Genomic DNA, 22787 nt, shown 5'->3' on the forward strand with positions numbered 1-22787 from the left:
TTAGCAATTTTTCCCCCAACCCGTGGCCGAACGCGGCCCAAGCGAAGCGTTCTGATCAGTCGACGCGGCTACCCTCGGCGTTGAAGAGGTGCAAGTACGATGCGGGAAGCGCCATTCGGACGCTTCCTCTCGCGTTGAGGACGTCGCGATCGAGGGTGAAGACTTTCAACTTCTGGCCGCGGAAGTCCAGATGCAGGATAATGCCGAAGCCGGTGGGCTCGATCAGGTCGATCGACGCCTCCCAAGGGCCTTCTGTGGTCAGGCCGACATGCTCAGGCCGGATGCCGAGCGTTGCAGCAGCACCGTTTTCGATACCGCCACGCGGGCGAAGCGGGATCGCTGTTCCGTCTGCGAGCCTGAACTCGGCATGGTCGCCTGCCGCGCTGTAGTGGCCAGCGATAAAGTTCATCCCAGGCGAGCCGATAAAGCCCGCGACGAACAGATTGGCCGGACGATCGTAAAGCTCCAGCGGCGCTCCCACTTGTTGCACGACGCCACCGTGCATTGCGACGATCCGATCTGCCAAGGTCATCGCTTCGATCTGGTCATGCGTGACGTAAATAGACGTTGCGCTGACGCTGCGGTGGAGTTGCTTGATTTCGGCGCGCATCTGTTCGCGCAGTCGAGCATCCAGATTGGAGAGCGGCTCGTCGAAGAGAAACGCCTTGGGCTGGCGCACGATGGCGCGACCCATGGCGACGCGTTGTCGCTGGCCACCGGATAGCGCCTTGGGGCGGCGCTCCAGGAATGGATCGAGGCCCAGCTTCGCCGCGGCGTCTCGAACGGCGCTTGCAATCTTCTCTTTCGGCGTCTTGCGCAGCTTCAGGCTGTAGCTCATGTTGCCCGCGACATTCATATGCGGGTAGAGGGCATAGGACTGAAAGACCATTGCGATGTCGCGATCTTTTGGCGCGAGACTGTTGACGCGTTTGCCGGCGATCCGGATTTCCCCATCGCTCACCTCTTCAAGGCCTGCGATCATGCGCAACAATGTGGACTTACCGCAACCGGATGGCCCGACAAGCACGATGAACTCGCCATCCTGAATGGTGAGATCGATGCCGCGCAGGACAGGGAAATTCCCAAAATTCTTCCGAACCGCTTGGATATCGATGGAGGCCATGACTTGTCCTTTCAGCCTTTAACGGCGCCCGCCGTCAGGCCCTGTACGAGATAACGCTGGATCAAGAGGAAGAAGACACAGGCGGGAATGAGCGCCAGCACGCCGGCGGCCATCATCTGCCCGAAGTCGACGGAGAATTTGGAAACGAAGGTGAGCAGGCCGACGGGGAAGGTCGCCGAGCCATTGCCCGAAATCAGCATGAGTGCAAACAGAAGCTCGCTCCACGATGCGGTGAACACGAAACCGAGCGTCGCAGCGATACCCGGCAGGGTCAAAGGCAGGATGATCTGTCTGAAGGCAACGAAACGTGTGGCGCCGTCGATCATCGCGGCCTCTTCGAGGTCCTTCGGTATGCCGTCGAAGAAGGACTGCATCAGAAAGGTGGCGAAGGGTACGTTGAAGGCGGTGTAGACAATAACCAGACCGGTGAGGCTGTTTGTCAGACCCAGCGGCGACAGCATCTTGAAAATCGGCGCGACCAGCATGACCAGAGGAAACATCTGGGTGATCAGCATGAGTGCGACGATCCAGTACTTGGAGCGGAAGGTGAAACGCGACAGGGCGTAGCCGGACAGCGAGGCGAGGAGCGTGACCGAAAACGCAGTCGACCCGGCGACGATCACACTGTTGCGAAAGAAGATCGGGAAGTCGCTGTGAACAAGCACGAATTTGAAGTGCTCCAGCGTCGTCTCCGACGGCCAGAGGCGCACACCCTCCGTGTAAAGCAGGTTGGTGGGCGTGATTGCCACCTTCAGAAGCCAGAAAAGCGGAAACAAGGCGAAGGCGACATAGACCAGAAGTGCCAGGCGATGTGCGACCGTAAGCAGGATTCGTTGCATACGCATGGGCTCAATCCTTGTTGAGAAGTGTTTGCCGCAAAAGGATGATCAGCATCGAATAAGCGAGCAGGAGGACGAGCAGCACCAGTGAAACCGCCGAGGCATAGCCGAAATCGAGGCGTTTGAAGGCCTGGGTGAAGATGTAGCTTGCGACGATCTGGGTCCTGTCGGCTGGTCCGCCATTGGTCATGACAACGATGAGATCGGCGAAATTGGCGATCCAGACTGTGCGCAGAAGCACGGTGATGGCAATTGTCGGCGCAAGAAACGGCAGCGTGATCGACATGAAGCGCTGCAGCGGGTTCGCGCCGTCGATCGCGGCGGCCTCATAGAGGTCGCGCGGGATGGCCTGTAGGGCTGCTAGCAGGGTGATTGCGAAAAATGGAATGCCCCACCAGACATTGGCGATGATCGGTCCCCACATGGCCAGATTGCGATCTGAAAGAATGTTGTTCGGGGCGTCGAGCAGGCCAATGGCGAATAGCCAGTGGGGGAGCGGCCCGATGACAGGATTGAAGAGCCAGGCCCAGGTGAGTCCTGCGAGGAATGTCGGCACGGCCCATGGCAGGAAAGTGAGTGCCTGGATGAGGCCACGTCCGGCAAACGGCTTGTCGAGCAACAGCGCGAGGATCAGGCCGAACACGAATTGCAGGAAGACGGACGCGCCCGTCCACCATAGCGTATTTTTCAACGCCTTGAAGAAGGCAGGATCTTCCGCGAGATCGCGGAAATGCTGGAGACCGACAAAACCGCCGGAAAACGGATTGAGCAACTGGACATCGCGGAATGCGTAGGAAATCCCCAGCGTCAGCGGAACCAGCATGACGGCGACGATGAGGATCAGGGCCGGCGCGCTGTACAGATACGGTTCCGACGCTACGGCAAGCCTGCGCAGAAGGGGCGCACGCGCCTGGTTTAGACGTGAGGTGGTCATCGATCAGGCATTTCCGGGTTTGGAGGCATGGGGCCGGGCAGCGCTTAAACGGCTGCCCGGCCAGCGTGTCACTTCTTGTTCGCAAGGAACTTCTGCTGCGCCTTGGTCAGATAGTCGGCCCATTGCTTGGCGAGATCCTTGGGCGTGATGTCGCCCAGAAGCGCTTCCTGGGACGTCTTGATGACAAGGGAATCCTTGAAGTATGCAAATTCCTCAAGATAGGTCGGCATCTTGGTGGGAATCGCGTCCTTGTCGGCAAGCTCGGCGAACCAGCCCTTGAACTGGTCGCTCGAATAGAAAGGATCCTTCTCGGCGGACTTCAGCGCGGGCAGAGCACCGGTGCGCTTGTTCCAGGTGATGTTCCCTTCCGGACCTTCGAGCGTGGCAATCAGCTTCCATGCCAGATCCTTTTGCTTGCTCGCCGACATCATCGACCATCCGGCGTAGCCGATCGTCGGGAAGGTTTTTCCATCCGGGCCCTTCGGCATCGTGGTGACCCCGAAATCCTCCGGCTTCATGCGCTGGGCGATTGCGATCAGGGCATCGGGATCCTGATCGAGGAAGGCGCATGTGCCGGAATAGAAGCCGGCGACAATTTCATTGAAGCCCCAGTTGACCGAATCCTTGGGCGCATAGCCATTCTTGTAGAGATCGATCAGCCAGGTCAGACCTTTTTCCCAGCCTGGCGAATTGAAGGTCGAATGGCCGTCTTTGGTGAAGAACTCATTGGAACCGGCCATCGATGCGCCGAACATGACCCAGCCGTTCAAGCCGCCGGGCCCGCCGCGCAGGCAGTAGCCGTATTTGCCGGGAAGAGCTGAAACCTTCTTCGAGTCGGCAAGGAATTCATCCATGGTTTTCGGCGGCTCGGAAATGCCGGCCTCGGCGAGAAGCTTCTTGTTGTAGAACATGGCCCGCAGATAGAAGCCGTAGGGCAGCATGTAGGCGGTGTTCTTCACATCCCGGCCAAGCTCAAGTGCCCGGTCGGAAAGATCCGCCGTCGTGTCCCATGTCTTGAGATAGGGTTCGAGGCTTTCGAGCATTCCGTTGTTTGCGTAGAGCGACAGCCAGGTATCGGGCATTTCCATCACGTCGGGAATATCGCCGGCGGATGCCATGGTCGCAAACTTCTGAAAGGCATCGCTCCAGGGAAGCGAAATAATGTCGACCTTGGTCCCCGGATTGGCCGCCTCGAATTTGGCGACGATCGACTTCAGTGTCTCTGTTCGCTCGGGGCTGGTGATCACTTCCACCAGCTTCAACGTCGTGTCCGCAAATGCCGTTCCGGACATCAGCGCGGTCATCAGTGCTGCGGTTATCAGTCTTTTCATTGTCATTCCCCTTTTCGCTGGTGGTTGTGTTTCAGGTCAGGTGATCTTGGATGCGGCCATCGCCCCCACGAGGTCGGACCAGAGAGCCTCGGTGCCTTCAAGGCCGACATGGAGGCGGATAGAGCGAGGATGGGTGCCAAAAGCGTGAGCCGAATTCGGCTGGGCCTTTTGCTGGAGCACTACCTCTCCCGGCACGATCAGGCTTTCATGTCCACCCCAGCTCACGCCCAGCTTAAAAAGCTTCAGGCTGTCACAGAACGCCCGGATATCGATGCCTTCCTTGAAGATGAACGAGAACAGCCCAGACGTGCCCTTGAGGCCCGGTGGCAGGCGATTTGACACGGCGGGATGGCAGACCCGCTCGACGATTTCGAGTGCCTGCAAACGCCGTGCGATCTCCAGGGCGGAAACCTCGTGCGCCTTCATGCGCAATGGCAGGGTTCTCAGGCCGCGGATCAGCAGCCATGCGTCGAAGGGCGACAGCTTGCCGCCAAGATAGGGCAACGCTTCCCCACGAATGCGGTCTATCAACGCTTTCGATCCCGCGACCACCCCGGCAACGACGTCGCTGTGACCACCCAGATATTTCGACGCCGAATGGAGAACGAGATCGACACCCAGCGACAGCGGCTGCTGGAAGACCGGGCTCGCCCAACTGTTGTCGATCACGGAGACTGCTCCGTGCTTTCTGGCAAGGCCGGCAAGTGCCCCGACGTCATGCGTTTCCATGACCCAACTCGTCGGGCTTTCGAGATAGAGAAGCTTTGCGCCGTCAAGGGCTTTGTCCATCGCATCCTCGTCGCGGCCATCAACATAGGTCACGTCGATCTTCATGCGTTTGAGAATGGTGCCGAAGAGACGAAACGCATCCGGATAGACATGGCGCACAGCAACGATGCGATCACCGGGCTCGACGAAGCTCAGGACAGTGGAGGAGATGGCGGCCATACCGCTCGCAAATCCGAGCGCATCTTCGCCGCCCTCGAGCTTCGCCAGCATTTCCTCGAATATGCGGACCGTGGGATTCAGTCCTCGGGAATAGACGGGTCGGATCTTTTCGCCACGATAGGTCGCGATCATCTCGTCATAGGTTGAGAAAGTGAACAGCGAGGTCTGCACGATCGGCGGAACGACCGCGTCGAAGGCGTTGGCCTCGTCATGCGCAGTGATCAGCGAAAAGGCGTCAAATCCATGTTGGCCGGGTTCTGTGTGGCCTTCGTTCATCGGGACATTTCCTTGATATCGTCCTCGACCACGTCGAGGATCTTTAGTGTCTCGCGCCTTGCCGCTTCGGTATCCTGCGCGACGATCGCGTTGAACAGGGTGCGGTGAAAGGGAAACGAGCGTCGGGCAAAATCTGGCCTGTCAAACGGCCGCGACCAGAAGCGTTCAAACGCTTCACGCATCTGTTCGAGCAGTTGACGGAAAAGCGGGTTGTGGGTGGCGTCGTAGATTGCAAGATGGAAGAGCAAGTCTTCAGGTCCGGACGTGCCCTTCGAAAGATGCACACGTTCCATCTCGTTAAGTTTTGCTTCGATGTCTTTCAGGTCCTCGGGCGTGCGTCGCCGGGCGGCCATCACAGCCGCCTCGACCTCCAGCCCCCGCCGCACCTCGAGCGTTTGCAAAAGTGCATCGCGAAGCCCGGAAGTATTGAGCATCAGCGGCATATGGATCGTCGCGCTGCTGATCGGCTTCAGCAGATAGGTGCCGCTGCCCTTGCGTGTCTCCATGACACCCAGTGCCTGGAAACGCCCGATCACTTCCCTGATCGTCGACCGCCCGACACCCAGTGCCTCCATCAGCTCTCGTTCCGCGGGCAAACGCTCGCCGGTCTGCATGTCTGTATGTGCGATATAGTTGGCGAGTGCCTCGCTTACCTGCTGCACGCGGTCGATGGCGTCGAGCGGGGCAATCGGAGGCCGCGTCTTCTTGACGGTATCCGCAGCGCGGGCCATCGCTCCATCCTATGGTTCAAAATTGGTCTGACATCCTACTAAAATTGCAGCGGCTCCGAATGTCAACTGGCAATCAAACGTGGAACGACAACTTTTCGTTGGTTCCTGGGAACCCTGATTAGATGCCTTATTGGAGTGGCATCGCTTAACCGGTTTTGAGATGCGGTATGTCTTTCGCCTGAACGTCACGCATCAAGCTGATTTCTCGAGGTCGAGATCGCGTGAGAGAGAATCTGGCGAGGATTTACGGCGGTTGGCGAAGGGGATCGAATCTGCCGTCGGAACTCTCGGCGACAGTTGCGACAATGCCGCTCCATCGGACATGATCCGACGGTCAGTCAAGCAACGCGGTTTGCATCCGCTGCAGACCTTCTTCGAGCAAGGACCTTGGGCATCCGAAATTCAACCGAACGAAGTCCTTGTAGTCGGTGCCGAATTCCGAACCCGCGCTGAAAGCGACCTTGCCCCGGTCCAGGAAGAACGACTGAGGGTCCGGGGTCAAGCCGAGCTTGCTGCAGTCGAGCCAGGCCAGAAAGGTGCCTTCCGGGGCGAGACAGCGGATCGTCGGAAAGCGCCGTGCGATCTCCTTCATCAGGAAATCCCGATTGGATTGGAGATAGGCCAGCAATTCCGTTTTCCACGCCTCGGCACCGCGAAACGCAGCAAGCGTTGCCTCTAGCCCGAGAATATTCACGCTATCGACCATCCCCAGTCTAGAGGCCGCAAATCTTTCGCGGATTTTCGGGTTTTGAATGATCGCGAACGCGGTCTTCAGGCCCGCAATGTTGTAGGTCTTGCTGGCAGCCATCAGCGTGATCGTGCGCTGTTCGGCGTCCGGGGAGAGGGTCGCGATCGGGACGTGGTTTCTTCCATCCAGAAGCAGTTCACAATGAATTTCATCCGAAATGATGATCGCATCGTGTCTGTGGCATTGCTCAGCGATCCAGACCAGCTCGTCTCGCGTGAAGACCTTTCCTGTCGGATTGTGCGGATTGCAGAAGAGAAGTGCTTTTGAAAATGCCAATCGGTCGGAAAATGTCTCCCTGTCCATGACCCATCCCGAGGCGGACGGGATGAGCGGAGCCTCCTGGCGAACGAGCCCCCAATGACCGGGTGCATTGAGAATAGGGCGGTAGACAGGTGTCTGGACCAGGACCGAATCGTCAGATGCAAACATCGCCTTCAGCGCCATGTTGAAGCCCGGTTCCACGCCCGGAAGAAAGACGATATCGTCCTGTTTGATCGCCCAGCCATAATGCTTGGCCATGTCGGCAACGATCTGTTCGCGCAATTCGTCGCGGGCGACGCCATAGCCGAGAACCGGGTGTTCAAGCCGTTTGCCGAGGGCTGCCAGAATTTCGGGGGCGACGGGAAAATCCATGTCGGCAACCCACATGGGCAAGACATCCGCAGGATAACGGCTCCATTTCGAACTGCCTGTTCCGTCGCGGTTCTGGACGATGTCGAAACGGTTCATGCTCATATGCCCCGGATCATTCCGCCATCAACGCGGATGGTGGCGCCGTTGATGTAGCTTGCCTGCGCGCTGACAAGGAAGGCGGCCACAACGCCGAATTCTTCCGGATGACCATATCGCCCCACCGGAATATCGTTTCGCGATGCCTCCTGAACAGCGGCAAGGTTGCTGCCCGTTTTTTCCGCCTTTATCCCGTCGAGTTCACGCACACGATCCGTGTCAATGCGTCCGGGCAGGATCATGTTGACGGTGACGCCGTGCCGCGCAACCTCGCCGGCCAGTGTCTTCGACCATCCGGCGATGGCGGCACGAACTGCGTTGGACAGCGCGAGATTGGCAATCGGCTGGACGACGCCCGACGAACCGATTGTCAGAACGCGCCCCCAGCGCTTCTCTATCATGGCCGGCAGAAGCGCGTCGGTGATGGCGAAAATGGAGGTCGCCATCACCCGGAAGGCGGACTGCCAATTCTCACTCGACTGGCCCATGGCAGGGCCCGCCTTGGGGCCGCCCGTGTTGTTGACCAGGATATCGATCCCGCCCTCTCGCCGCACTAATGCGATCAGTTCGTCAATCGATGCCTGGTCAGCAAGATCGACGCGGACTGGATATATATTCGAGCTTGCCGGCATCGCCTCGATATTTCGCGCGGCTGCAAAAACGATAGCGCCTTCTGCTGCGAGCGCTTGTGCGATGGCCGCGCCGAGACCGCGGCTACCTCCCAATACGAGGGCCCTTTTCCCGGAAATATTCAAATCCATCAGCCCAGAGCCTCCAGTTTGCGCGTCTGCCGTGCGATCAGTTTTTCGACCTCGGCGACTGCAGCGGCGTTGAGAGGCGCGCCGGGGCGGCGCTGGGCAGCGCTGGCAATCGCACCACGTTTGGCAAGAACATATTTGCGAACGGCCAGGCCGATTCCGGGCTGCTGCTCATAACGCACGAGCGGCAGATAGGCATCGAACACATCCTGCGCGGCGTCATGCCTGGCCTCGTTGCTGAGACGGACGACGTCCACCATCATTTCCGGATAGGCGAAACCTGTCATGGCGCCATCTGCGCCGCGCTGCATTTCCTCGGGCAGGAAAACGCCAGCATTGCCGCACAGGATGGAAACACGGCGCCTGCCGCCCGCTTCCGCCCGGCGCAGGTCGGAAATCTTCTGCAGGCCCGGCCAGTCTTCGTGCTTCAGCATGACGATACTGGGCATCGCCTCGAAGATCGTCCCCAAAGTCTTGGTGGATATCTGAACGCCCGTCGACAGCGGGAAATCCTGAAGGACGATCGGAACCGTTTCCCCCACCGTTTCGACGACATCGCGGTAGTAGCCGACGATCTGATCGTCGGTGCGCAACGCGGGAGGAGGGGCGACCATCACACCTGCGGCACCAAGATCCATCACGGCTTTGGTCAGTTCGCCAATTGCCGCCAGACCGGGTGCCGACACGCCGACCACAACGGGTCTGCCACCGGCGCGCGCCATCGTCCGGCGTGTAACTTCGATCGATTCTTCCTGCGTCAGCTTCGGTGCCTCGCCCATCATGCCGAGAATGGTGAGGCCGTCGGCACCCTTTTCAGCATAGAAGTCGACCATCCGGTCGATGCTGTCGCGATCGAGTGCTCCATCGTCCTTGAAGGGCGTCACGGCAATCACGAAGACGCCCTTTGATTCTGCGCTGATAAGAGCCACGCCGATATCTCCTATTCGAACCAGTGGGATTGACCGCGGCGCAGGTACTGCCCGTCGCCCGGCTGATTGAGAACAGTGTCACCGTCGAAGGCGAGACGACCGTCAAGGTAGGTGCGCGCGACCTTGATGGTGAACCGTCGACCGTCGAACGGGCTCCATTGCAATTCGTCATGCGCGTTTCGGGCATCCCAAGTCTGTGGCGCCCTGCTGACAATGGCGAGGTCGGCATCGCCGCCGATCCGTATCGAACCCTTCTGGGGCCAGAGGCCAAAGAATTTCGCCGGCCGTTCGCAAAGCATCTCGACCGTCAGTGTCGCAGCATCATGGCCACGTTCTTCGGCAGCGGTCCAGAAAGCCGGAAGCAAAGTCTCCAGCCCCGGTACCCCGGCCCCCGCATCGAAAATAGATTCGGTCAGCTTGTTGTCGATCGGCCAGCTGGAATGGTCGGAACTGACAAAGGCGACACGACCGGCGAGAATTTCGTCCCAGAGTGCGTCGATTTGGCGGGGGCGGATCGGCGGGTTCACCTTCATGCGGGCGCCCAGTTCCCTTCCGTCGCGTTCGGGGTCAAACCAGAGGTAATGGACGCACAGCTCGCCGGTCGCGCGAAATCCATCGTTGAGATAGTTGTCGACGAGTTGGAACCCGCGCCCGGTCGTCAGATGAACAATATGGGCATGAGCGCCGGCAGACGCGCCAAGCTCCAGAAACTGTGCTGTTGCCGCCAGCTCCGCAGCGGGCGGGCGGCTGGCGGAATGGGCCTCAATACCGTTTTCTCCGCTGGCCTTGGCGGCGGCGATGTAGGCACGAACGATTTCCTGGTCTTCATTGTGCACACCCAGGGGAATGGCTGTATCCGCAAGCGCCTGGAAGATATCGAGGATGAGATCGGACGGGATACGGGGGAAGCGGGTCGGACTGCTCTCGAACGTCGAGATCTTGAAGGCGGCGATGCCGCCCTCGATCAGACTTGCGATCGCGTCTGTCGACTGGCCCGGCAGGATCGTCGCGTAGAGAGCAACATGCGCATGCGCATGGTCCGCGATCGCAGCGACCTTTTCCGACAGGCGCCCAGTATCATTGAGCGGTGCGGGATTGTCATAGGGCATGTCCACGATGGTGGTCACGCCACCTGCGATGGCAGAACGTGTGGTCGAGCGAATGCCGGGAAGACCGCCGTAGCTGCAGGCGTGGGTCTGGCCATCAATGACGCCCGGCAGGATCAGATTGTCGCCGCAGTCGTGCACTGTCGCTGCCTCTGGCGCGTCGCCGGTCCCGATAGCGCTGATCTTTCCCGCGCTGATCCCGAGCCAGGCGTTTTCCATCGGACCTTCCGGCAAGACGGCGGTGCCGCGAATGACAAGATCGAAAGACATGCGCGTCACCTTCCGTAGGCCATATCGAGATGATGGGCTGCAAGCAAAACGCCCGCCTGAACGGGATCGATAACCGGTAATCCCAACTTGTTTTGAAGCGAGGCGCGATAGGAGCCAAGCCCCGCGCATCCCAGAATGATGACGTCGGCCTTGTCCTCGTCGCGAAGAAGGCAAGCGGTCCGTGAGAGAGTTTCTATGACGTCAGTCGCCATCAACTGCACGACAGTCATGTCGATCGAACGATCACCGGCCAATCTGTGGTGGAGATCGAGCTTCTGCAGATAGCGCAGATGTCTCGCGATAGAGGAGGGGCCAAGCGAGATGATCCCGAAGCGTCGGCCCAATGAAAGGGCAGTTAGATAAGCCGACTCCGCAATCCCGGTGACAGGCTTTCCCGTGGCCGCCCGGACGCGCTCAATTCCCGGATCGGAGAAGCACGCAAGCACGAAAGCATCCGCGTTGAAGGAACCCACTGCTTCGAGAATGTTGGGGATGACCTCTGCCACATGGTCATCGGTTTCGATGCCGGCGGGTGATTTTTCGAGTTCTGTACAGGCTATCTGGTGACGGGTTGCCGCACGCAGGGGCAAAATGCATGCCTCCATCGACTGCGTGACGGAAACGGAGCTGTTGGGATTGATGACGAGGATTTTTGACAACTTGCGCTCCAATGCGCCAACCCAAATGGGGATGGATTAGATATATTACGTAGTATATTACAAGGGCCACTGTGTCAAAGTGGATGACGTGACCCTGCGCGGAAAATTGGCCGGAAACGTTTTGACATCAGGCGGATTGGTCGTAACAACAAAAGACCGCCCGGATCGGGCAGAAGGAGACTGAACGTGAGAGCCATGGGGCAAGCTGACGCGACCGGGGGCAAGCGTACGAAATCGCTGACCGAGCAGGCCTATGCGATCTTGCGAGAGCGAATCATCACCGGCGCTCTGCCGCCTGGCGCAGATGTTTCGGAGCCGGAGCTTGCAGAAGACTTGCAGATGAGCAAGACGCCTGTGCGGGAAGCTCTGGGACGTCTGTGTGTAGAAGGCTTCATGGAAGCCTATCCGCGGCGCGGGTATCGCGTCAGCCCGGTGACGATCAAGGACATGAACGATCTCTTTTCGGTTCGCGGCGTGCTGGAGGGCACTGCCGCAGCGCTGGCGGCTGAAAATCTCACGGTCGCGGAAATGGACCAACTGGATGAACTGGCGGATGCCAGCTATGTCATGGGCGAAGAGGTGAGCACGAGGACCTTTATTGCCCGTAACGAGCAGTTCCACGCCCTGATCGCACAAGGGTCGCGTAATCAGCGCCTTTCTACTTTGGTGATGAGCCATCTTGAGGAATGTGCGCGGCTTTTTCACATGGGAACCCGCGTTCGCGACATCAATCCGGAAACGAACAACGATCATCATCGCATCCTGGTGCATCTTCGCGCCCGCGACGCGGAAAAAGCCCGGCAGGCGATCATGGAGCATAACGAAAACACGCGCAAAGGCCTCCTTTCTGCCCTGATCGCCAACGGCCGCGCCGATTTGACCCTTTGACGTGACTGCAACGGCAGACTCCGCATCCTATCAGTTTTGCTTGACCAGATGCCCAGGCGCATGTTGCCGGTAGCTGGCATTCGGAGGGACGAAATCTGCCGGGCGGATTGCGCTTCCCAGTTCGAATTCGGCCCTGACCTTGGGATCATGCCTGCGTGCCGGGTCGGCGACGGGGACGGCATCCAGAAGCCGGCGTGTATAAGGATGCTGCGGGTCCCCGAAGATCTGTGCACGTGTGCCGATTTCCACGATTTCGCCAAGATACATGACTGCGACCCGGTGACTGACCCGCTCGACCACGGCCATGTCATGGCTGATGAAGAGAAAGGCGATCTTCAGACTTTCCTGCAATTCCAGCATGAGGTTGACGACCTGCGCCTTGATGGAGACGTCAAGGGCCGACACGGCTTCGTCGGCGACGATCAGTCCGGGATTGAGCGCCAGAGCCCGCGCTATGCTGATGCGCTGACGCTGACCGCCTGAGAACTCGTGAGGAAAACGCCGCGCCATGTCGGCTTTGAGGCCGACCTTCTCAATCAGTTCCGTCGCTTTCGCGATGGAATCGCGTTTGCTGGCCAACTTGTGGACGATCATCGGTTCTGCAATCGCTTCACCCACACGCATGCGCGGGTTCAGGCTCGAAAACGGGTCCTGAAAGATCATCTGCATCTGCTTTCGGCGGCCTCTCAGCGCCTTCTTCGACAGGTCCGTGATCTCCTCACCATGCACGCGGATTGTCCCGCTGGTGGGCTTGACGAGCCGCAGGACCGATCGTCCGGTCGTGGACTTGCCGCAGCCCGACTCCCCGACGAGCGACAATGTTTCACCCTCCCGCAGATCGAAGGATACGTTTTCAACCGCATGGACGCGGCTTGTGACGCGACCCAGCAAGCCGGTCTTGATGTCGAAACGGGTGACCAGATTGCGGACGTCCAGAACCGTTGCGTCACCGGCCGCCGGCATTTCGCGCTCCGGCGTGGCGCAAGCTGTCTCCGGATCAAGGAGCGGGAAGGTCGCGGGGTTCTCGCGCCCCGTCATGGACCCGAGCCGGGGAACCGCCGACAGGAGCGCGCGTGTATAAGGCTGCCGGGGTGCTGCAAAAACGTCCTGCGTCATTCCGGTTTCCACCGAACGGCTGCGGAACATCACGGTGGTGCGATCAGCGATCTCGGCAACGACGCCCATGTCGTGGGTGATGAAAAGCACACCCATCTTTTCCTCGTCCTGCAGGTTTTTGATCAGTTGCAGGATTTCCGCCTGAACAGTCACGTCCAGCGCCGTCGTGGGCTCGTCGGCGATCAGCAGGCGCGGACGGCAGGCAAGCGCCATCGCGATCATGACGCGCTGCAATGTGCCACCGGACAATTGATGCGGATATTCGTCGAAGCGGTTTGCAGCGGACGCAATGCGGACGCGGTCGAAAAGGGCGATCGCCTGCCGGCGCGCTGTGTCGGCTGAAACCTTGCCATGGCGCCGAATGGCTTCCGAAACCTGTCGCCCGACGGTCATGACCGGGTTGAGCGATGTCATGGGCTCCTGAAAGATCATGGCAATCTGGTTTCCGCGAACATCCTCCATCTCCCGCTCTGATAGCGCCAGAAGATCGCGCCCCTCCAACCGGATTTCGCCTGTCACGCGTGCTGTCTTTTCCGGAAGAAGCCGCATGATCGACATGGCTGTCACGCTTTTGCCCGACCCCGATTCGCCGACGATGGCAACGGTTTCGCCCATGTTCACTTCGAGACTGACATCATTGACCACTGCATGCCATTCACCCTTTTGCCGGAACGAGGTCGTCAGGTGGCTCACCGATAGAATGCTCATGGCAGATAGGCTCCAGCGAATGCAGCGGGGTGCTGGTCAAGGCAAAATTTTCTAATATATTACGTAATATATTTTAACTTGCCAAGCACCTTGTTGTGTTCGAAGCTAAGCTTGTAACGCCTTTGGAACGGGAGACGGAATGACCCTTGAGCAAATAAGAAGCCGTGTGCTGGTGGCTGCTCATGAATTGCAGGGGCGGCAACTGCGCGGCGAGGCCGTAACGGTTCTGGCTGTGCACTCGGTCAATCCCTACACGGGCAGATCCTCCCTCGGCGACCCTCGCATCCCAGGAGCGATAGACACATACGCCTACGAGGACTTCCAGTCGCCAGGTTCCGCAGAGCGCGGACAGCGACCTCTTCCGGAGATCGAAGTCTTTCAGGCCAAGGCGCGGGCATGGGGCCTGATGCGAACCGGCACGATTGTGGTTTATGATGCCGACCGGAGCATGACTGCGGCCCGCGCCTGGTGGGTCTTGAAATGGGCCGGTCTGCCGGATGTCAGGGTCCTGGATGGCGGATTGCCGGCCTGGTTGGCGGCCGGGCTGCCTACAGCTGCGCATGCGAGCAAGCCGAAACCGAGCGAGATCGTTCTGAGCCCAGGTCATATGCCGGAATTTGGCGCAGAGGACGCGCAGCGGTTTGTTCATGAAGGTGTCCTGCTCGATGCCCGCATTCGACCGAATTATATCGGTGGACCGGCTCAACCAGGTGCGGCGCCGCGTGGACATATTCCCGGCGCTATCAGCGCCCCTGCGCCCGACAATGTCACGGATTATGGAAACTTTACCGACGCTGCGACGCTGCAGGAGATGTACGCTGCGCTCGGCGCAGACGGCAGCAAACCCGTTGGCGTTTACTGCGGCGCAGGCATGTCGGCGGCTCATACCGTTCTGGCACTCGCATCGATAGGCATCAGGGCTTCCATGTATCCCGGGTCCTGGTCCGAATGGATCTACGACCCTGCTCGTCCGGTCGCGAGGGGCGCCAGACCCTATGACATCAGCACAAATTCTAGGCAGGATCGCGGCGTGACTAAATGATCACCAAACGGGCTTTACAGCGGGCTCGGCCATGATATATTTCGTAGTATATTACAGAAATCCAACCTGCGCATTTCGGCATCCGTGTTTATCGATCAGACAGATAGGGGAATGAGACAATGAAAATCTGGGACAGCATTGCTATCGCTGCGGTTGCCTTGCCGCTGCTATGCTCAGGCGCTCACGCCGAAGATGGGGCCAAACTGAAGACGCTTGTCGTGGCCGTGCCCTCCGACCCCGTCAGCCTCGAGCCCGGCACCAACAAGGCCGAGCCGATTGGCAGCGAAATCATCCTGAACGTCTTCGACACGCTGGTGGCTTGGACCGCACCGGATTTCAAGGTTCTCGAGGGTCGTCTGGCCAAAAGCTGGATCGTTTCCGAGGACGGTAAGGTGTTTGATTTCCAGTTGCGGGAGGGTGTGAAATTCCAGGACGGTACCGCATTCGATGCGGCGGCGGTCAAGTTCTCTCTGGAGCGCACCAAGGCTACCAACCCTTACGTCAAGGCGACATTTGATCTCATCAAGGAGATTGCGGTCGTTTCTCCGACGGAATTGAAAATCACCCTTTCGAGCGCCTATCCTGCCTTTCTTTCGATTCTTGCACAGCCACAGGCCGCCATTGTCAGCCCTGCAGCCGTTGCCAAATATGGCGACAAATTCGCCGCCCATCCTGTCGGCACTGGGCCTTTCGCTTTCAAGAGCGCCCAGCCTGATACCAACGTGGTTCTGGAGGCAAACGCGGACTATTTCCGCGGTGCGCCCAAACTGTCCCAGATCATCTATCGGGTCATTCCGGATGCCTCCACGCGCCGTCTCGAACTGGAGGGAGGCGGTGTCGATATCGTCCAGCAACAGGGACAGCTGTCCGCGATTGCTGCGGAGGACATTCAGGCGCTGAAGGCCAACAAGGATGTGAAGGTTCTGGAATCTTCAAGCCAGATCATTCGTCAGCTTGAATTCAACAACAGCAAGACAGACGGCCCGTTTGCAAACGTGAAGGCGCGCGAGGCGATTGCGCATGCCATCGACTATGATGGACTTCTGAAGGGTGTGTTCGGGGGAACGGCAGAACGGGTCTATGGACCGCTTCCTTCCAACAATTGGGCCTTCAATCCGAAGATGAAGGAACTCGCGCCGAAATACGATCCGGCGCTCGCCAAGAAGCTGCTGGCCGAGGCCGGCGTTGATCCGTCCTCATTGAACCTGAAGCTCTACAGCTTCCAGGGACCGCTCTGGGGTGCCGTGGCAACCTTTGTCCAGGCCAATCTGGCTGATATCGGCGTGAATGCGACCATCGAGCAGACCGAATTTCCGGCTCTTCGCACGTTGCAGACGTCGGGTCAGTTTGATGTCGCTCTCGACGGTCGCCAGCCGTGGTACAACGATCCCGATGCCCACATCACGATCGGATACCTCTCGTCGCTTGCCAGTACGGCCATGACGTTCCGCATGCCGCCGGACAAGCAGCTCGACGACCTGATCCTTAAAGCGCAGCAAACCTCGGATCTGGAGGCGCGCAAGCAGCTCTATTTCACGATCCAGGAGGAGATCGCAAAGCGGGTGCCCGGCGCCTATCTCTTCAGCCCGAAGCTGATCGTGTTTGCCCGGGCAAATGTCGAGGGACTTGTCGTCAACAGCGCGCCGCCGCTGAACGAATACTGGTCTGTTTACAAAAAATAGGATCATGTCAGATCGTCGGCGGTCCAGGGCCGCCGGCGCAATCCTGGGTCAGGCATTCCACGCGAATGCGCTTGATCGTCCAAAGCAAGCTGCAAGAAAGACCGAGAACCGGACATGGCGAGTTTTCTGATACGCCGTCTGATCGCCTTGATTCCAGTGATGTTGATTGTCCTCGTCATTGTGTTTTCACTGGTCCGGATCATCCCCGGCGACCCGGCTACGACATTGCTCGGGCCCGGCGCAACGCAACAGCAGATCGAAGCCTTGCGGACGCAGCTCAATCTGAACGAGCCGGTCGTCCTTCAGTTCTATCACTATGTCATGGGCTTGCTGACCGGCAACTTCGGATACTCGCTGAAGACCGGTCAGCCGGTCGCCGTGGAAATCCTCAACCGATTGCCCGCCACGATAGAGCTTTCAGTCCTGGCAACGATTTTGGCCATCGTTGTTGGCATCCCGATCGGCGTCCTCTCTGCCACGCGTCCCAACTCCCTTTTCGACCATCTGACGCGCGTCATCTCGCTGCTCGGGGTCTCCATGCCGGCGTTTCTGCTTGCATTGGTTCTGCAACTCGTTTTTGCGAACTACCTGGGCTGGCTTCCGGTCTCCGGGCGCTTGAGCCCCTATCTGCAAATACAAAGCGTGACAGGTTTTGTCATTCTCGACGGATTGCTCACGGGAAATCTGCCGGGCGCGGTCGATGCGCTTCAGCATCTGCTGCTCCCGACCGCGGTGCTGGCGGCCTTTCTGGCGGCGACGCTTGGCCGCTTCGTCCGCAACACGATGCTCGATGTCATGGGTGAGGACTTCATCAGGACGGCGAAGGCGAAAGGGCTGCGTCGTCGCGATGTGGTGCTGACCCATGGCCTGCGCAATTCTCTCCTGCCGGCAGTCACCGTCATCGGCCTCAAATTCGCGGAAATGCTGGGCGGTGCAATCCTGACGGAGACAATCTTCGCCTGGCCGGGAATCGGCCGCTACATGTTCGAAGCGATCAAAAATCGCGACTACCCTGTTATTCAGGGGACGACGCTCGTCTTCGCGCTACTTTTCGTCCTGACATCCATCCTGGTTGATGTGTTGTACAGTATCCTCGACCCGCGTGTTCGGCGAAAGATGGGATGAGGCGATGGGTGAAATTCTGCTTTTTCTGCGTCGCAACACGCTCGCCCTCGTCGGACTGATCATTCTCCTTGTCCTGGTCGGCATCATTTCCGTCGGACCTTGGCTCACTCAATACTCACCGACGAAGCTCGACATCCTGCACAAACTTGCCGCACCGAGCCTGGAGCATTGGCTCGGCACTGATGCGTTCGGTAGGGACGTTCTGACCCGCATCATGTACGGTGGACGTGCAACGCTGGCGATTGGCCTTGGGGTCGTGGCGATCGCATTTGCGGTCGGGGTTTCGGTCGGCATGCTTGCCGGCTTCGCCGGTGGCTGGGTCGATGCGCTGGTCATGCGCGTTGTCGATGCCATTCTGGCGTTTCCGGCTCTCGTGCTTGCCATCGCCCTTGCCGCAGCCTTCGGACCAAGCCTGCAAAATGCGATGCTTGCCGTCGCCATCACGCTGGCCCCGCAGTTCGCCCGTGTCGCGCGCAGTCAGGCGCTGAGCATTTCCGTCAAACCCTATGTGGAGGCGGCCGTGTCTTTGGGGCTTCCGGCCCATCGAATCCTGATCTTTTATGTCTTCGTCAACGGCCTCGGTCCTCTCCTCGTCCAGTCGACGCTTGCACTGGGCAGCGCCATCTTGCAAACCGCGAGCCTTGGCTTTCTGGGCCTTGGCGCGCAGCCACCCTTGCCGGAATGGGGCGCCGACGTGTCTGCCAACCTGCAATATGTGCGCAGCGCTGCGTGGGTTGCCCTGGCGCCGGGCATGGCCATTCTGCTCGCCGTCCTGTCATTCAACCTGATCGGCGACTCGCTGGCCGACTGGTTTAATCCGCGCCGCCGCAGCGAAATAGACTAGGATGCCATCCGTGGATCGCCTGCACATCGCCCTGGAGAAGATCGATTTCCTTCCGCCGGACCGCGTGACGGACGACACGAGCGTGCTCACCTTGAAGAACCTCGTCTTCGAGCCGCTGTTGCGCTGGGATAATGGCTGGGCGCGTCCGGCCCTTTTTCAGAACTGGACGCATTCTCCAGATGGCCGCATCTGGACCTTTTCCATCCGTGACGGCGCCACCTTTCACGACGGCAAGCCCTGCGTCGCCGCAGACATCCTGGAATTCATCGACGGCATCCTTCAAGCGGTCGATACGTTCGGCATGAAGTGGTCCTACGCGCGCTATCTTCAGGACGCGACGATTACTGCCCGGTCCCCGAACATTATTGAAGTGCGCAACCCACGTCCTTTCGCAGACATTCTTGACGTCTTCTCCGAATTCTACATCTGCCGGCGCGATGCGGACGGACGTCCGCTCATCGGAACAGGGAGATACCGCGTTGCCGAGGTCGAAATCGGACAGAAGGCCGTGCTCGAAAAGATGCCAGGGCTGCAGGGTCCGGAGCATATCATCGCGACCGCCTGCAAGCGCGCGGAGGCCCGCTACGATCTGCTGAAAGCGGGGGAGGTGGATGCAGCGCTCAATCTGGAGCGCGTGGAGCACCGGCTTGATTTCAATCCGCAATTCCAGTGGGGTAAAGCAGTCAACACCCTGTCCGTTATGTATTATCTGAACTGTCAGAACGGTCTTTTCCAGTCGCCCGCGGCGCGTCTGGCGGTGAACCATGCCGTCGACAGGGCAGCCATTGCCGCCGACATCTATCACGGGCTGGCCGTGCCATCATCGACCATCGTCAGCCCGTTTCATCTGGGCGCGGCCAAGGCCGATCTCCGGCCGATTCCCTTTGATCCCGATCGCGCGCGCCGGCTGCTCGATACGGTCGAAGGGGGCGACAATCTTGTGCGCCTGCGCACACCGACCTTCATGCCGGAGCGGGCGCCAGAGGTCAGCCATTTCGTTGCCGCATCGCTGGAAGCCATCGGCCTCAACGTGGCCGTGGAGACGGAAGCAGACCGGCCGGAATATGCCCGACAGATCGGGCGCAAGGAAATGGGCGACATGGCCCTGTTCGATTCCTCTCCGCAAAGCACCTATCGGGTCCTGAACGACAAGATTTCCAGCGGGCCGCGGGCTGTCTGGTGGCAGGGCTATGAAGATGCCGAGGCCGAAGCGCTCATCGCCACGGCCAATGACGCGGTCGATGATTTCGAGCGGGAGAATGCCTATGCACACTGCCTCAGACGCCTGCAGGCAAATCCACCCTGGCTCTACATCGTCCATCCCATCGACGTCTATGCCGCAAAACCGAACATCAGGTGCCTTGCAATCGATCACAAGGGCACGCTGAACATCCTCTAGACCATTTTGTTTTCACGCAATTCCGGACGCGAAACCGCTTTCCACTTTCGGCTCGGAATTGCTTTAGGGAGCCTTCATCATGGACCGCGACTATTCGATTACGTTTTTCTACTACGACGACATCCACGCGGTGGTGCCGTTCTACGAGCAGGTCCTGGGGTTTGAGCTGGTTCTCGATCAGGGTCTCGCCCGCATCTACCGGATCGCCGGCAAATGCTATTTCGGCATCGTCGATGGCAATCGCGGTCACCTCAAGCATCAGGAAAAAAGTGCCGTTCTCCTCACTATCGTTTCGCAGGATGTCGAGGGCTGGCATGGAAGATTGAAGGCCGCAGGCGTGCCCGGCTTGTCCGACATGCTCCGCGGCCGGTTCTGCGAGCATTTCTTCTTCGAGGACCCGGCAGGCTATGCCATCGAGATCCAGCGCTTTCACAATCCCGACGTGGCGGCGCTATTCTGATGAGGCGACGGATGAGCATTTCTGTCGACAGTCTGCGCAAGCACCTTATCGAGCGAGCACTCGCCCATGGGCAAATGCCTCTGATGGCGCATCCCGATGGCCATCCCATCTCGCTGGAAGAGGGCTACATTCCACTGCTGGTCAACTTTACCGAAGAGGACAAGGCTGCCAAGGGGCTGCGCAAGTTGCAGGATCGCGTCGAGCCCGAGCCGCCTGTCTACTTTTCCGCAATGGAGATGGCGCGCGATCATCCGGCTTTGCTGCTGGTCGGAGAAACCGGCAGCGGCAAGACAACCTTTGCACGTTATCTCAGTGGCAAGCTGGCGCGACAGGACGATCATCCCCGCGCGGTCGTGCGCAATGAATCCGGCGTGTATCGTGACGAGATCTGGGACGCCGGTCCGGCGATTCCGCTCTATATCGAGGCATGTTGCGGTCAGGACTTTGATGCGCTGGTGGATGCGGCGGTGCCAGACCTTGCCTCTGTTTTGACCTCGGAAGCCTGGGCTGCTTCATCCTGGATGCTCCATATAGTTCTCGACAGACTGGACGCTGCCGGGGACGATGCGGCGAACCTGCTGGGTGAAGCCTTGCGCTTTCAGAACGAGCATCCACGCGTGCGGCTCCTGGCGCTGGCGGAACAAGAGGCGACGAAGGGTCTTGTGCCCCCGCAGCCCTTCGCCCGCTTCTCGCTTCTGCCCTTTCTTGAGGCCCAAAGGGTTGATGCCGCCCGCAAGATTGCCGATCTCGATATCAGGCAGAGCGGCGTCGGGCTGGGGCTTGCAGCCGGCAATCCGGCGCAATTCGCCATGGCGCTTCGTGCTGCCTCGCACGGGCATTCGGCAGAGGAAATTGTCGATGCTTGGCTCTTGCGCGTGGCGGGGGACCCGCAAACATCGCGGTTTCTCGCCAGTCTGGCCTATGATTGTCTGCAGGGGACGGTCGTCGATGCCGAGGTCTTGCCGGTCAGGCGTGTGCGCCAGCTGCTGGCGGCCTGTCATCTTGTGGAAATGCCTTCCGCATCGGCCGCTGGGCCATTCCACAGCGATCCGCCGCTTTGGGCTCCAGTGATCCGCAGTCTGGCGGCACGGCAAAAAGGCGCGTCTGAAACTGGCGGTCTTGTCGAAAGTCTGATGACCGGCGATGGCGAGGCCTCCCTTCGAGGTGCGCTGCTGGCATCCGAATTTGCGGTCGATCCCGCATCGGCCCGGCGATTGGCTGAGAGGCTTTTTCACATCGTAGAATACGGTGCGCTGACACCCGCCGAGCGCGAGCAGGCCGGGCGATGGCTTGCTACATGGGGCGACCCGCGTGATCTTGGAGCGCTTGCGACGGTGCCGGGCGGAACGTTCACGATGGGTTCGACGACCCACCCCAATTCTGCGCCGCCGCACAGCGTTACCATCGAACCGTTCCGGATAGGGATTTACCCAGTCACCAACGGCCTCTATGCCGAATTTGTGAAGGCCACGAACCGGGTCTGGGTCAGTCCCGATGGCCTGGTGCCCGAACGGCGAAGTGCGCCGGCAACGGATGTTACCTGGCACGACGCCAATGCATATTGCGCCTGGCTCACCGAACGGTGGCGGCAGGATGGACGTCTTGCCGATACCGAAATCGTGCGGCTTCCGACGGAACCCGAATGGGAACGAGCCGCACGAGGCGACCAGGCCGACGCCGGAACCGCGAACGTTTATCCTTGGGGAACCTTCTGGCAGGACGATGCGTCGAACTCCGAGGAGATCGGCTTCAACAACACCTGTACCGTCGGCCTTTTTCCAAAGGGGCGCTCTCCTTATGGATGCTACGACATGACCGGTCAGGTTTGGGAGTGGTGCACGACCCTTTGGGGCGAGGATATGGCAACCCCGAGCTTCCTTTATCCCTATGGCAACGATGGACGTGAAGCTGCGAATGCGGGGCGTGAGGTTCGTCGGGTGCTTCGCGGCGGCTGTTTCAGCAGCGGTCGGCAAAAAGCCTGCTGCACCTATCGCGGAAGCCTGGAGCCGGATGGCTTCTGGCGTGGGAATGGGTTCAGGATTGTCGTGGCGAACGCGAAGAGATGAGCGTGCGCCACATCTGAAGCGCTGACGCAAAGATCAGCTTGACCGGTTGAATTTCAAGATGATCGAAACCGCCCCG

General features: G+C 59.4%; 20 protein-coding genes. 8 read left to right on the forward strand and 12 right to left on the reverse strand.

All coding sequences use genetic code 11. The features are described from left to right. Window positions 1–55: 55 nt before the first annotated feature. The 11 genes from ABID16_RS19345 to ABID16_RS19395 form a co-directional block, all read right to left on the reverse strand. A complete protein-coding gene (locus ABID16_RS19345) occupies window positions 56–1123 on the reverse strand; it encodes an ABC transporter ATP-binding protein (RefSeq protein WP_354558006.1) in 1068 nt (355 codons plus the stop codon). Between the two features lie 11 nt (window positions 1124–1134). After that, window positions 1135–1968, reverse strand: coding sequence for a carbohydrate ABC transporter permease (locus ABID16_RS19350; protein WP_435532451.1), 834 nt, complete (start codon window positions 1966–1968; stop codon window positions 1135–1137). A gap of 4 nt (window positions 1969–1972) precedes the next feature. Then, a complete protein-coding gene (locus ABID16_RS19355) occupies window positions 1973–2896 on the reverse strand; it encodes a carbohydrate ABC transporter permease (RefSeq protein ID WP_354558007.1) in 924 nt (307 codons plus the stop codon). A 68-nt stretch (window positions 2897–2964) separates the two neighbouring features. Then, window positions 2965–4227: an ABC transporter substrate-binding protein gene (locus ABID16_RS19360; protein ID WP_354558008.1), complete on the reverse strand. Its 1263-nt coding sequence runs from the start codon at window positions 4225–4227 to the stop codon at window positions 2965–2967. 36 nt (window positions 4228–4263) lie between these two features. Then, complete coding sequence (locus ABID16_RS19365; RefSeq protein ID WP_354558009.1) at window positions 4264–5451, reverse strand: PLP-dependent transferase; 1188 nt, start codon at window positions 5449–5451, stop codon at window positions 4264–4266. Then, window positions 5448–6182 carry a FadR/GntR family transcriptional regulator gene (locus tag ABID16_RS19370; protein ID WP_354558010.1) on the reverse strand — a complete coding sequence of 245 codons (735 nt, stop codon included), beginning with the start codon at window positions 6180–6182 and terminating at the stop codon, window positions 5448–5450. Before ABID16_RS19370 ends, ABID16_RS19365 begins: the two co-directional genes overlap by 4 nt. 334 nt (window positions 6183–6516) lie before the next feature. After that, entirely contained in the window at window positions 6517–7659 is a 1143-nt protein-coding gene (locus tag ABID16_RS19375) for a MalY/PatB family protein (RefSeq protein ID WP_354558011.1), read from the reverse strand. 2 nt (window positions 7660–7661) lie between these two features. Further along, entirely contained in the window at window positions 7662–8420 is a 759-nt protein-coding gene (locus ABID16_RS19380; protein ID WP_354558012.1) for an SDR family oxidoreductase, read from the reverse strand. Beyond that, entirely contained in the window at window positions 8420–9346 is a 927-nt protein-coding gene (locus ABID16_RS19385) for a dihydrodipicolinate synthase family protein (RefSeq protein ID WP_354558013.1), read from the reverse strand. Before ABID16_RS19385 ends, ABID16_RS19380 begins: the two co-directional genes overlap by 1 nt. Before the next feature lie 11 nt (window positions 9347–9357). After that, complete coding sequence (locus tag ABID16_RS19390) at window positions 9358–10722, reverse strand: dihydroorotase (protein ID WP_354558014.1); 1365 nt, start codon at window positions 10720–10722, stop codon at window positions 9358–9360. Window positions 10723–10727: 5 nt separating this feature from the next. Then, a complete protein-coding gene (locus ABID16_RS19395) occupies window positions 10728–11393 on the reverse strand; it encodes an aspartate/glutamate racemase family protein (RefSeq protein WP_354558015.1) in 666 nt (221 codons plus the stop codon). A gap of 183 nt (window positions 11394–11576) precedes the next feature. On the opposite strand from ABID16_RS19395, the gene ABID16_RS19400 reads away from it, so the two are divergent. Beyond that, entirely contained in the window at window positions 11577–12269 is a 693-nt protein-coding gene (locus tag ABID16_RS19400; RefSeq protein WP_354558016.1) for a GntR family transcriptional regulator, read from the forward strand. Window positions 12270–12299: 30 nt separating this feature from the next. On the opposite strand, the gene ABID16_RS19405 is transcribed toward ABID16_RS19400, so the two are convergent. Next, window positions 12300–14093 carry an ABC transporter ATP-binding protein gene (locus ABID16_RS19405; RefSeq protein WP_354558017.1) on the reverse strand — a complete coding sequence of 598 codons (1794 nt, stop codon included), beginning with the start codon at window positions 14091–14093 and terminating at the stop codon, window positions 12300–12302. A gap of 139 nt (window positions 14094–14232) precedes the next feature. Between ABID16_RS19405 and ABID16_RS19410 the strand changes: the two genes are divergently transcribed. The 7 genes from ABID16_RS19410 (at window position 14233) to ABID16_RS19440 (ending at window position 22711) form a co-directional block, all read left to right on the forward strand. Further along, window positions 14233–15135, forward strand: coding sequence for a sulfurtransferase (locus tag ABID16_RS19410; RefSeq protein WP_354558018.1), 903 nt, complete (start codon window positions 14233–14235; stop codon window positions 15133–15135). Window positions 15136–15254: 119 nt separating this feature from the next. Next, complete coding sequence (locus tag ABID16_RS19415) at window positions 15255–16817, forward strand: ABC transporter substrate-binding protein (protein ID WP_354558019.1); 1563 nt, start codon at window positions 15255–15257, stop codon at window positions 16815–16817. 114 nt (window positions 16818–16931) lie between these two features. Beyond that, entirely contained in the window at window positions 16932–17942 is a 1011-nt protein-coding gene (locus ABID16_RS19420) for an ABC transporter permease (protein ID WP_354558020.1), read from the forward strand. A gap of 4 nt (window positions 17943–17946) precedes the next feature. Beyond that, window positions 17947–18786: an ABC transporter permease gene (locus ABID16_RS19425; protein WP_354558021.1), complete on the forward strand. Its 840-nt coding sequence runs from the start codon at window positions 17947–17949 to the stop codon at window positions 18784–18786. A gap of 10 nt (window positions 18787–18796) precedes the next feature. Next, window positions 18797–20185, forward strand: coding sequence for an ABC transporter substrate-binding protein (locus ABID16_RS19430; protein ID WP_354558022.1), 1389 nt, complete (start codon window positions 18797–18799; stop codon window positions 20183–20185). Window positions 20186–20264: 79 nt separating this feature from the next. Then, window positions 20265–20645 carry a VOC family protein gene (locus ABID16_RS19435; RefSeq protein ID WP_354558023.1) on the forward strand — a complete coding sequence of 127 codons (381 nt, stop codon included), beginning with the start codon at window positions 20265–20267 and terminating at the stop codon, window positions 20643–20645. Window positions 20646–20656: 11 nt separating this feature from the next. Further along, the gene (locus ABID16_RS19440) at window positions 20657–22711 is read left to right on the forward strand and encodes an SUMF1/EgtB/PvdO family nonheme iron enzyme (protein WP_354558024.1); all 2055 of its coding nucleotides are present in this window, start codon (window positions 20657–20659) and stop codon (window positions 22709–22711) included. The last annotated feature ends 76 nt before the right edge of the window (window positions 22712–22787 follow it).

Source organism: Limnomicrobium aquaticum (assembly GCF_040545545.1).
GTDB lineage: Bacteria > Pseudomonadota > Alphaproteobacteria > Rhizobiales > Rhizobiaceae > Ensifer_A > Ensifer_A aquaticum.

What these genes read in the sequence shown, in the direction of transcription:
- ABID16_RS19345 (WP_354558006.1), bottom strand. Translation starts at nt 1,123, where the DNA reads ATGGCCTCCATCGATATCCAAGCGGTTCGGAAGAATTTTGGGAATTTC.
- ABID16_RS19350 (WP_435532451.1), bottom strand. Translation starts at nt 1,968, where the DNA reads ATGCGTATGCAACGAATCCTGCTTACGGTCGCACATCGCCTGGCACTT.
- ABID16_RS19355 (WP_354558007.1), bottom strand. Translation starts at nt 2,896, where the DNA reads ATGACCACCTCACGTCTAAACCAGGCGCGTGCGCCCCTTCTGCGCAGG.
- ABID16_RS19360 (WP_354558008.1), bottom strand. Translation starts at nt 4,227, where the DNA reads ATGAAAAGACTGATAACCGCAGCACTGATGACCGCGCTGATGTCCGGA.
- ABID16_RS19365 (WP_354558009.1), bottom strand. Translation starts at nt 5,451, where the DNA reads ATGAACGAAGGCCACACAGAACCCGGCCAACATGGATTTGACGCCTTT.
- ABID16_RS19370 (WP_354558010.1), bottom strand. Translation starts at nt 6,182, where the DNA reads ATGGCCCGCGCTGCGGATACCGTCAAGAAGACGCGGCCTCCGATTGCC.
- ABID16_RS19375 (WP_354558011.1), bottom strand. Translation starts at nt 7,659, where the DNA reads ATGAACCGTTTCGACATCGTCCAGAACCGCGACGGAACAGGCAGTTCG.
- ABID16_RS19380 (WP_354558012.1), bottom strand. Translation starts at nt 8,420, where the DNA reads ATGGATTTGAATATTTCCGGGAAAAGGGCCCTCGTATTGGGAGGTAGC.
- ABID16_RS19390 (WP_354558014.1), bottom strand. Translation starts at nt 10,722, where the DNA reads ATGTCTTTCGATCTTGTCATTCGCGGCACCGCCGTCTTGCCGGAAGGT.
- ABID16_RS19400 (WP_354558016.1), top strand. Translation starts at nt 11,577, where the DNA reads ATGGGGCAAGCTGACGCGACCGGGGGCAAGCGTACGAAATCGCTGACC.
- ABID16_RS19405 (WP_354558017.1), bottom strand. Translation starts at nt 14,093, where the DNA reads ATGAGCATTCTATCGGTGAGCCACCTGACGACCTCGTTCCGGCAAAAG.
- ABID16_RS19410 (WP_354558018.1), top strand. Translation starts at nt 14,233, where the DNA reads ATGACCCTTGAGCAAATAAGAAGCCGTGTGCTGGTGGCTGCTCATGAA.
- ABID16_RS19415 (WP_354558019.1), top strand. Translation starts at nt 15,255, where the DNA reads ATGAAAATCTGGGACAGCATTGCTATCGCTGCGGTTGCCTTGCCGCTG.
- ABID16_RS19420 (WP_354558020.1), top strand. Translation starts at nt 16,932, where the DNA reads ATGGCGAGTTTTCTGATACGCCGTCTGATCGCCTTGATTCCAGTGATG.
- ABID16_RS19425 (WP_354558021.1), top strand. Translation starts at nt 17,947, where the DNA reads ATGGGTGAAATTCTGCTTTTTCTGCGTCGCAACACGCTCGCCCTCGTC.
- ABID16_RS19435 (WP_354558023.1), top strand. Translation starts at nt 20,265, where the DNA reads ATGGACCGCGACTATTCGATTACGTTTTTCTACTACGACGACATCCAC.
- ABID16_RS19440 (WP_354558024.1), top strand. Translation starts at nt 20,657, where the DNA reads ATGAGCATTTCTGTCGACAGTCTGCGCAAGCACCTTATCGAGCGAGCA.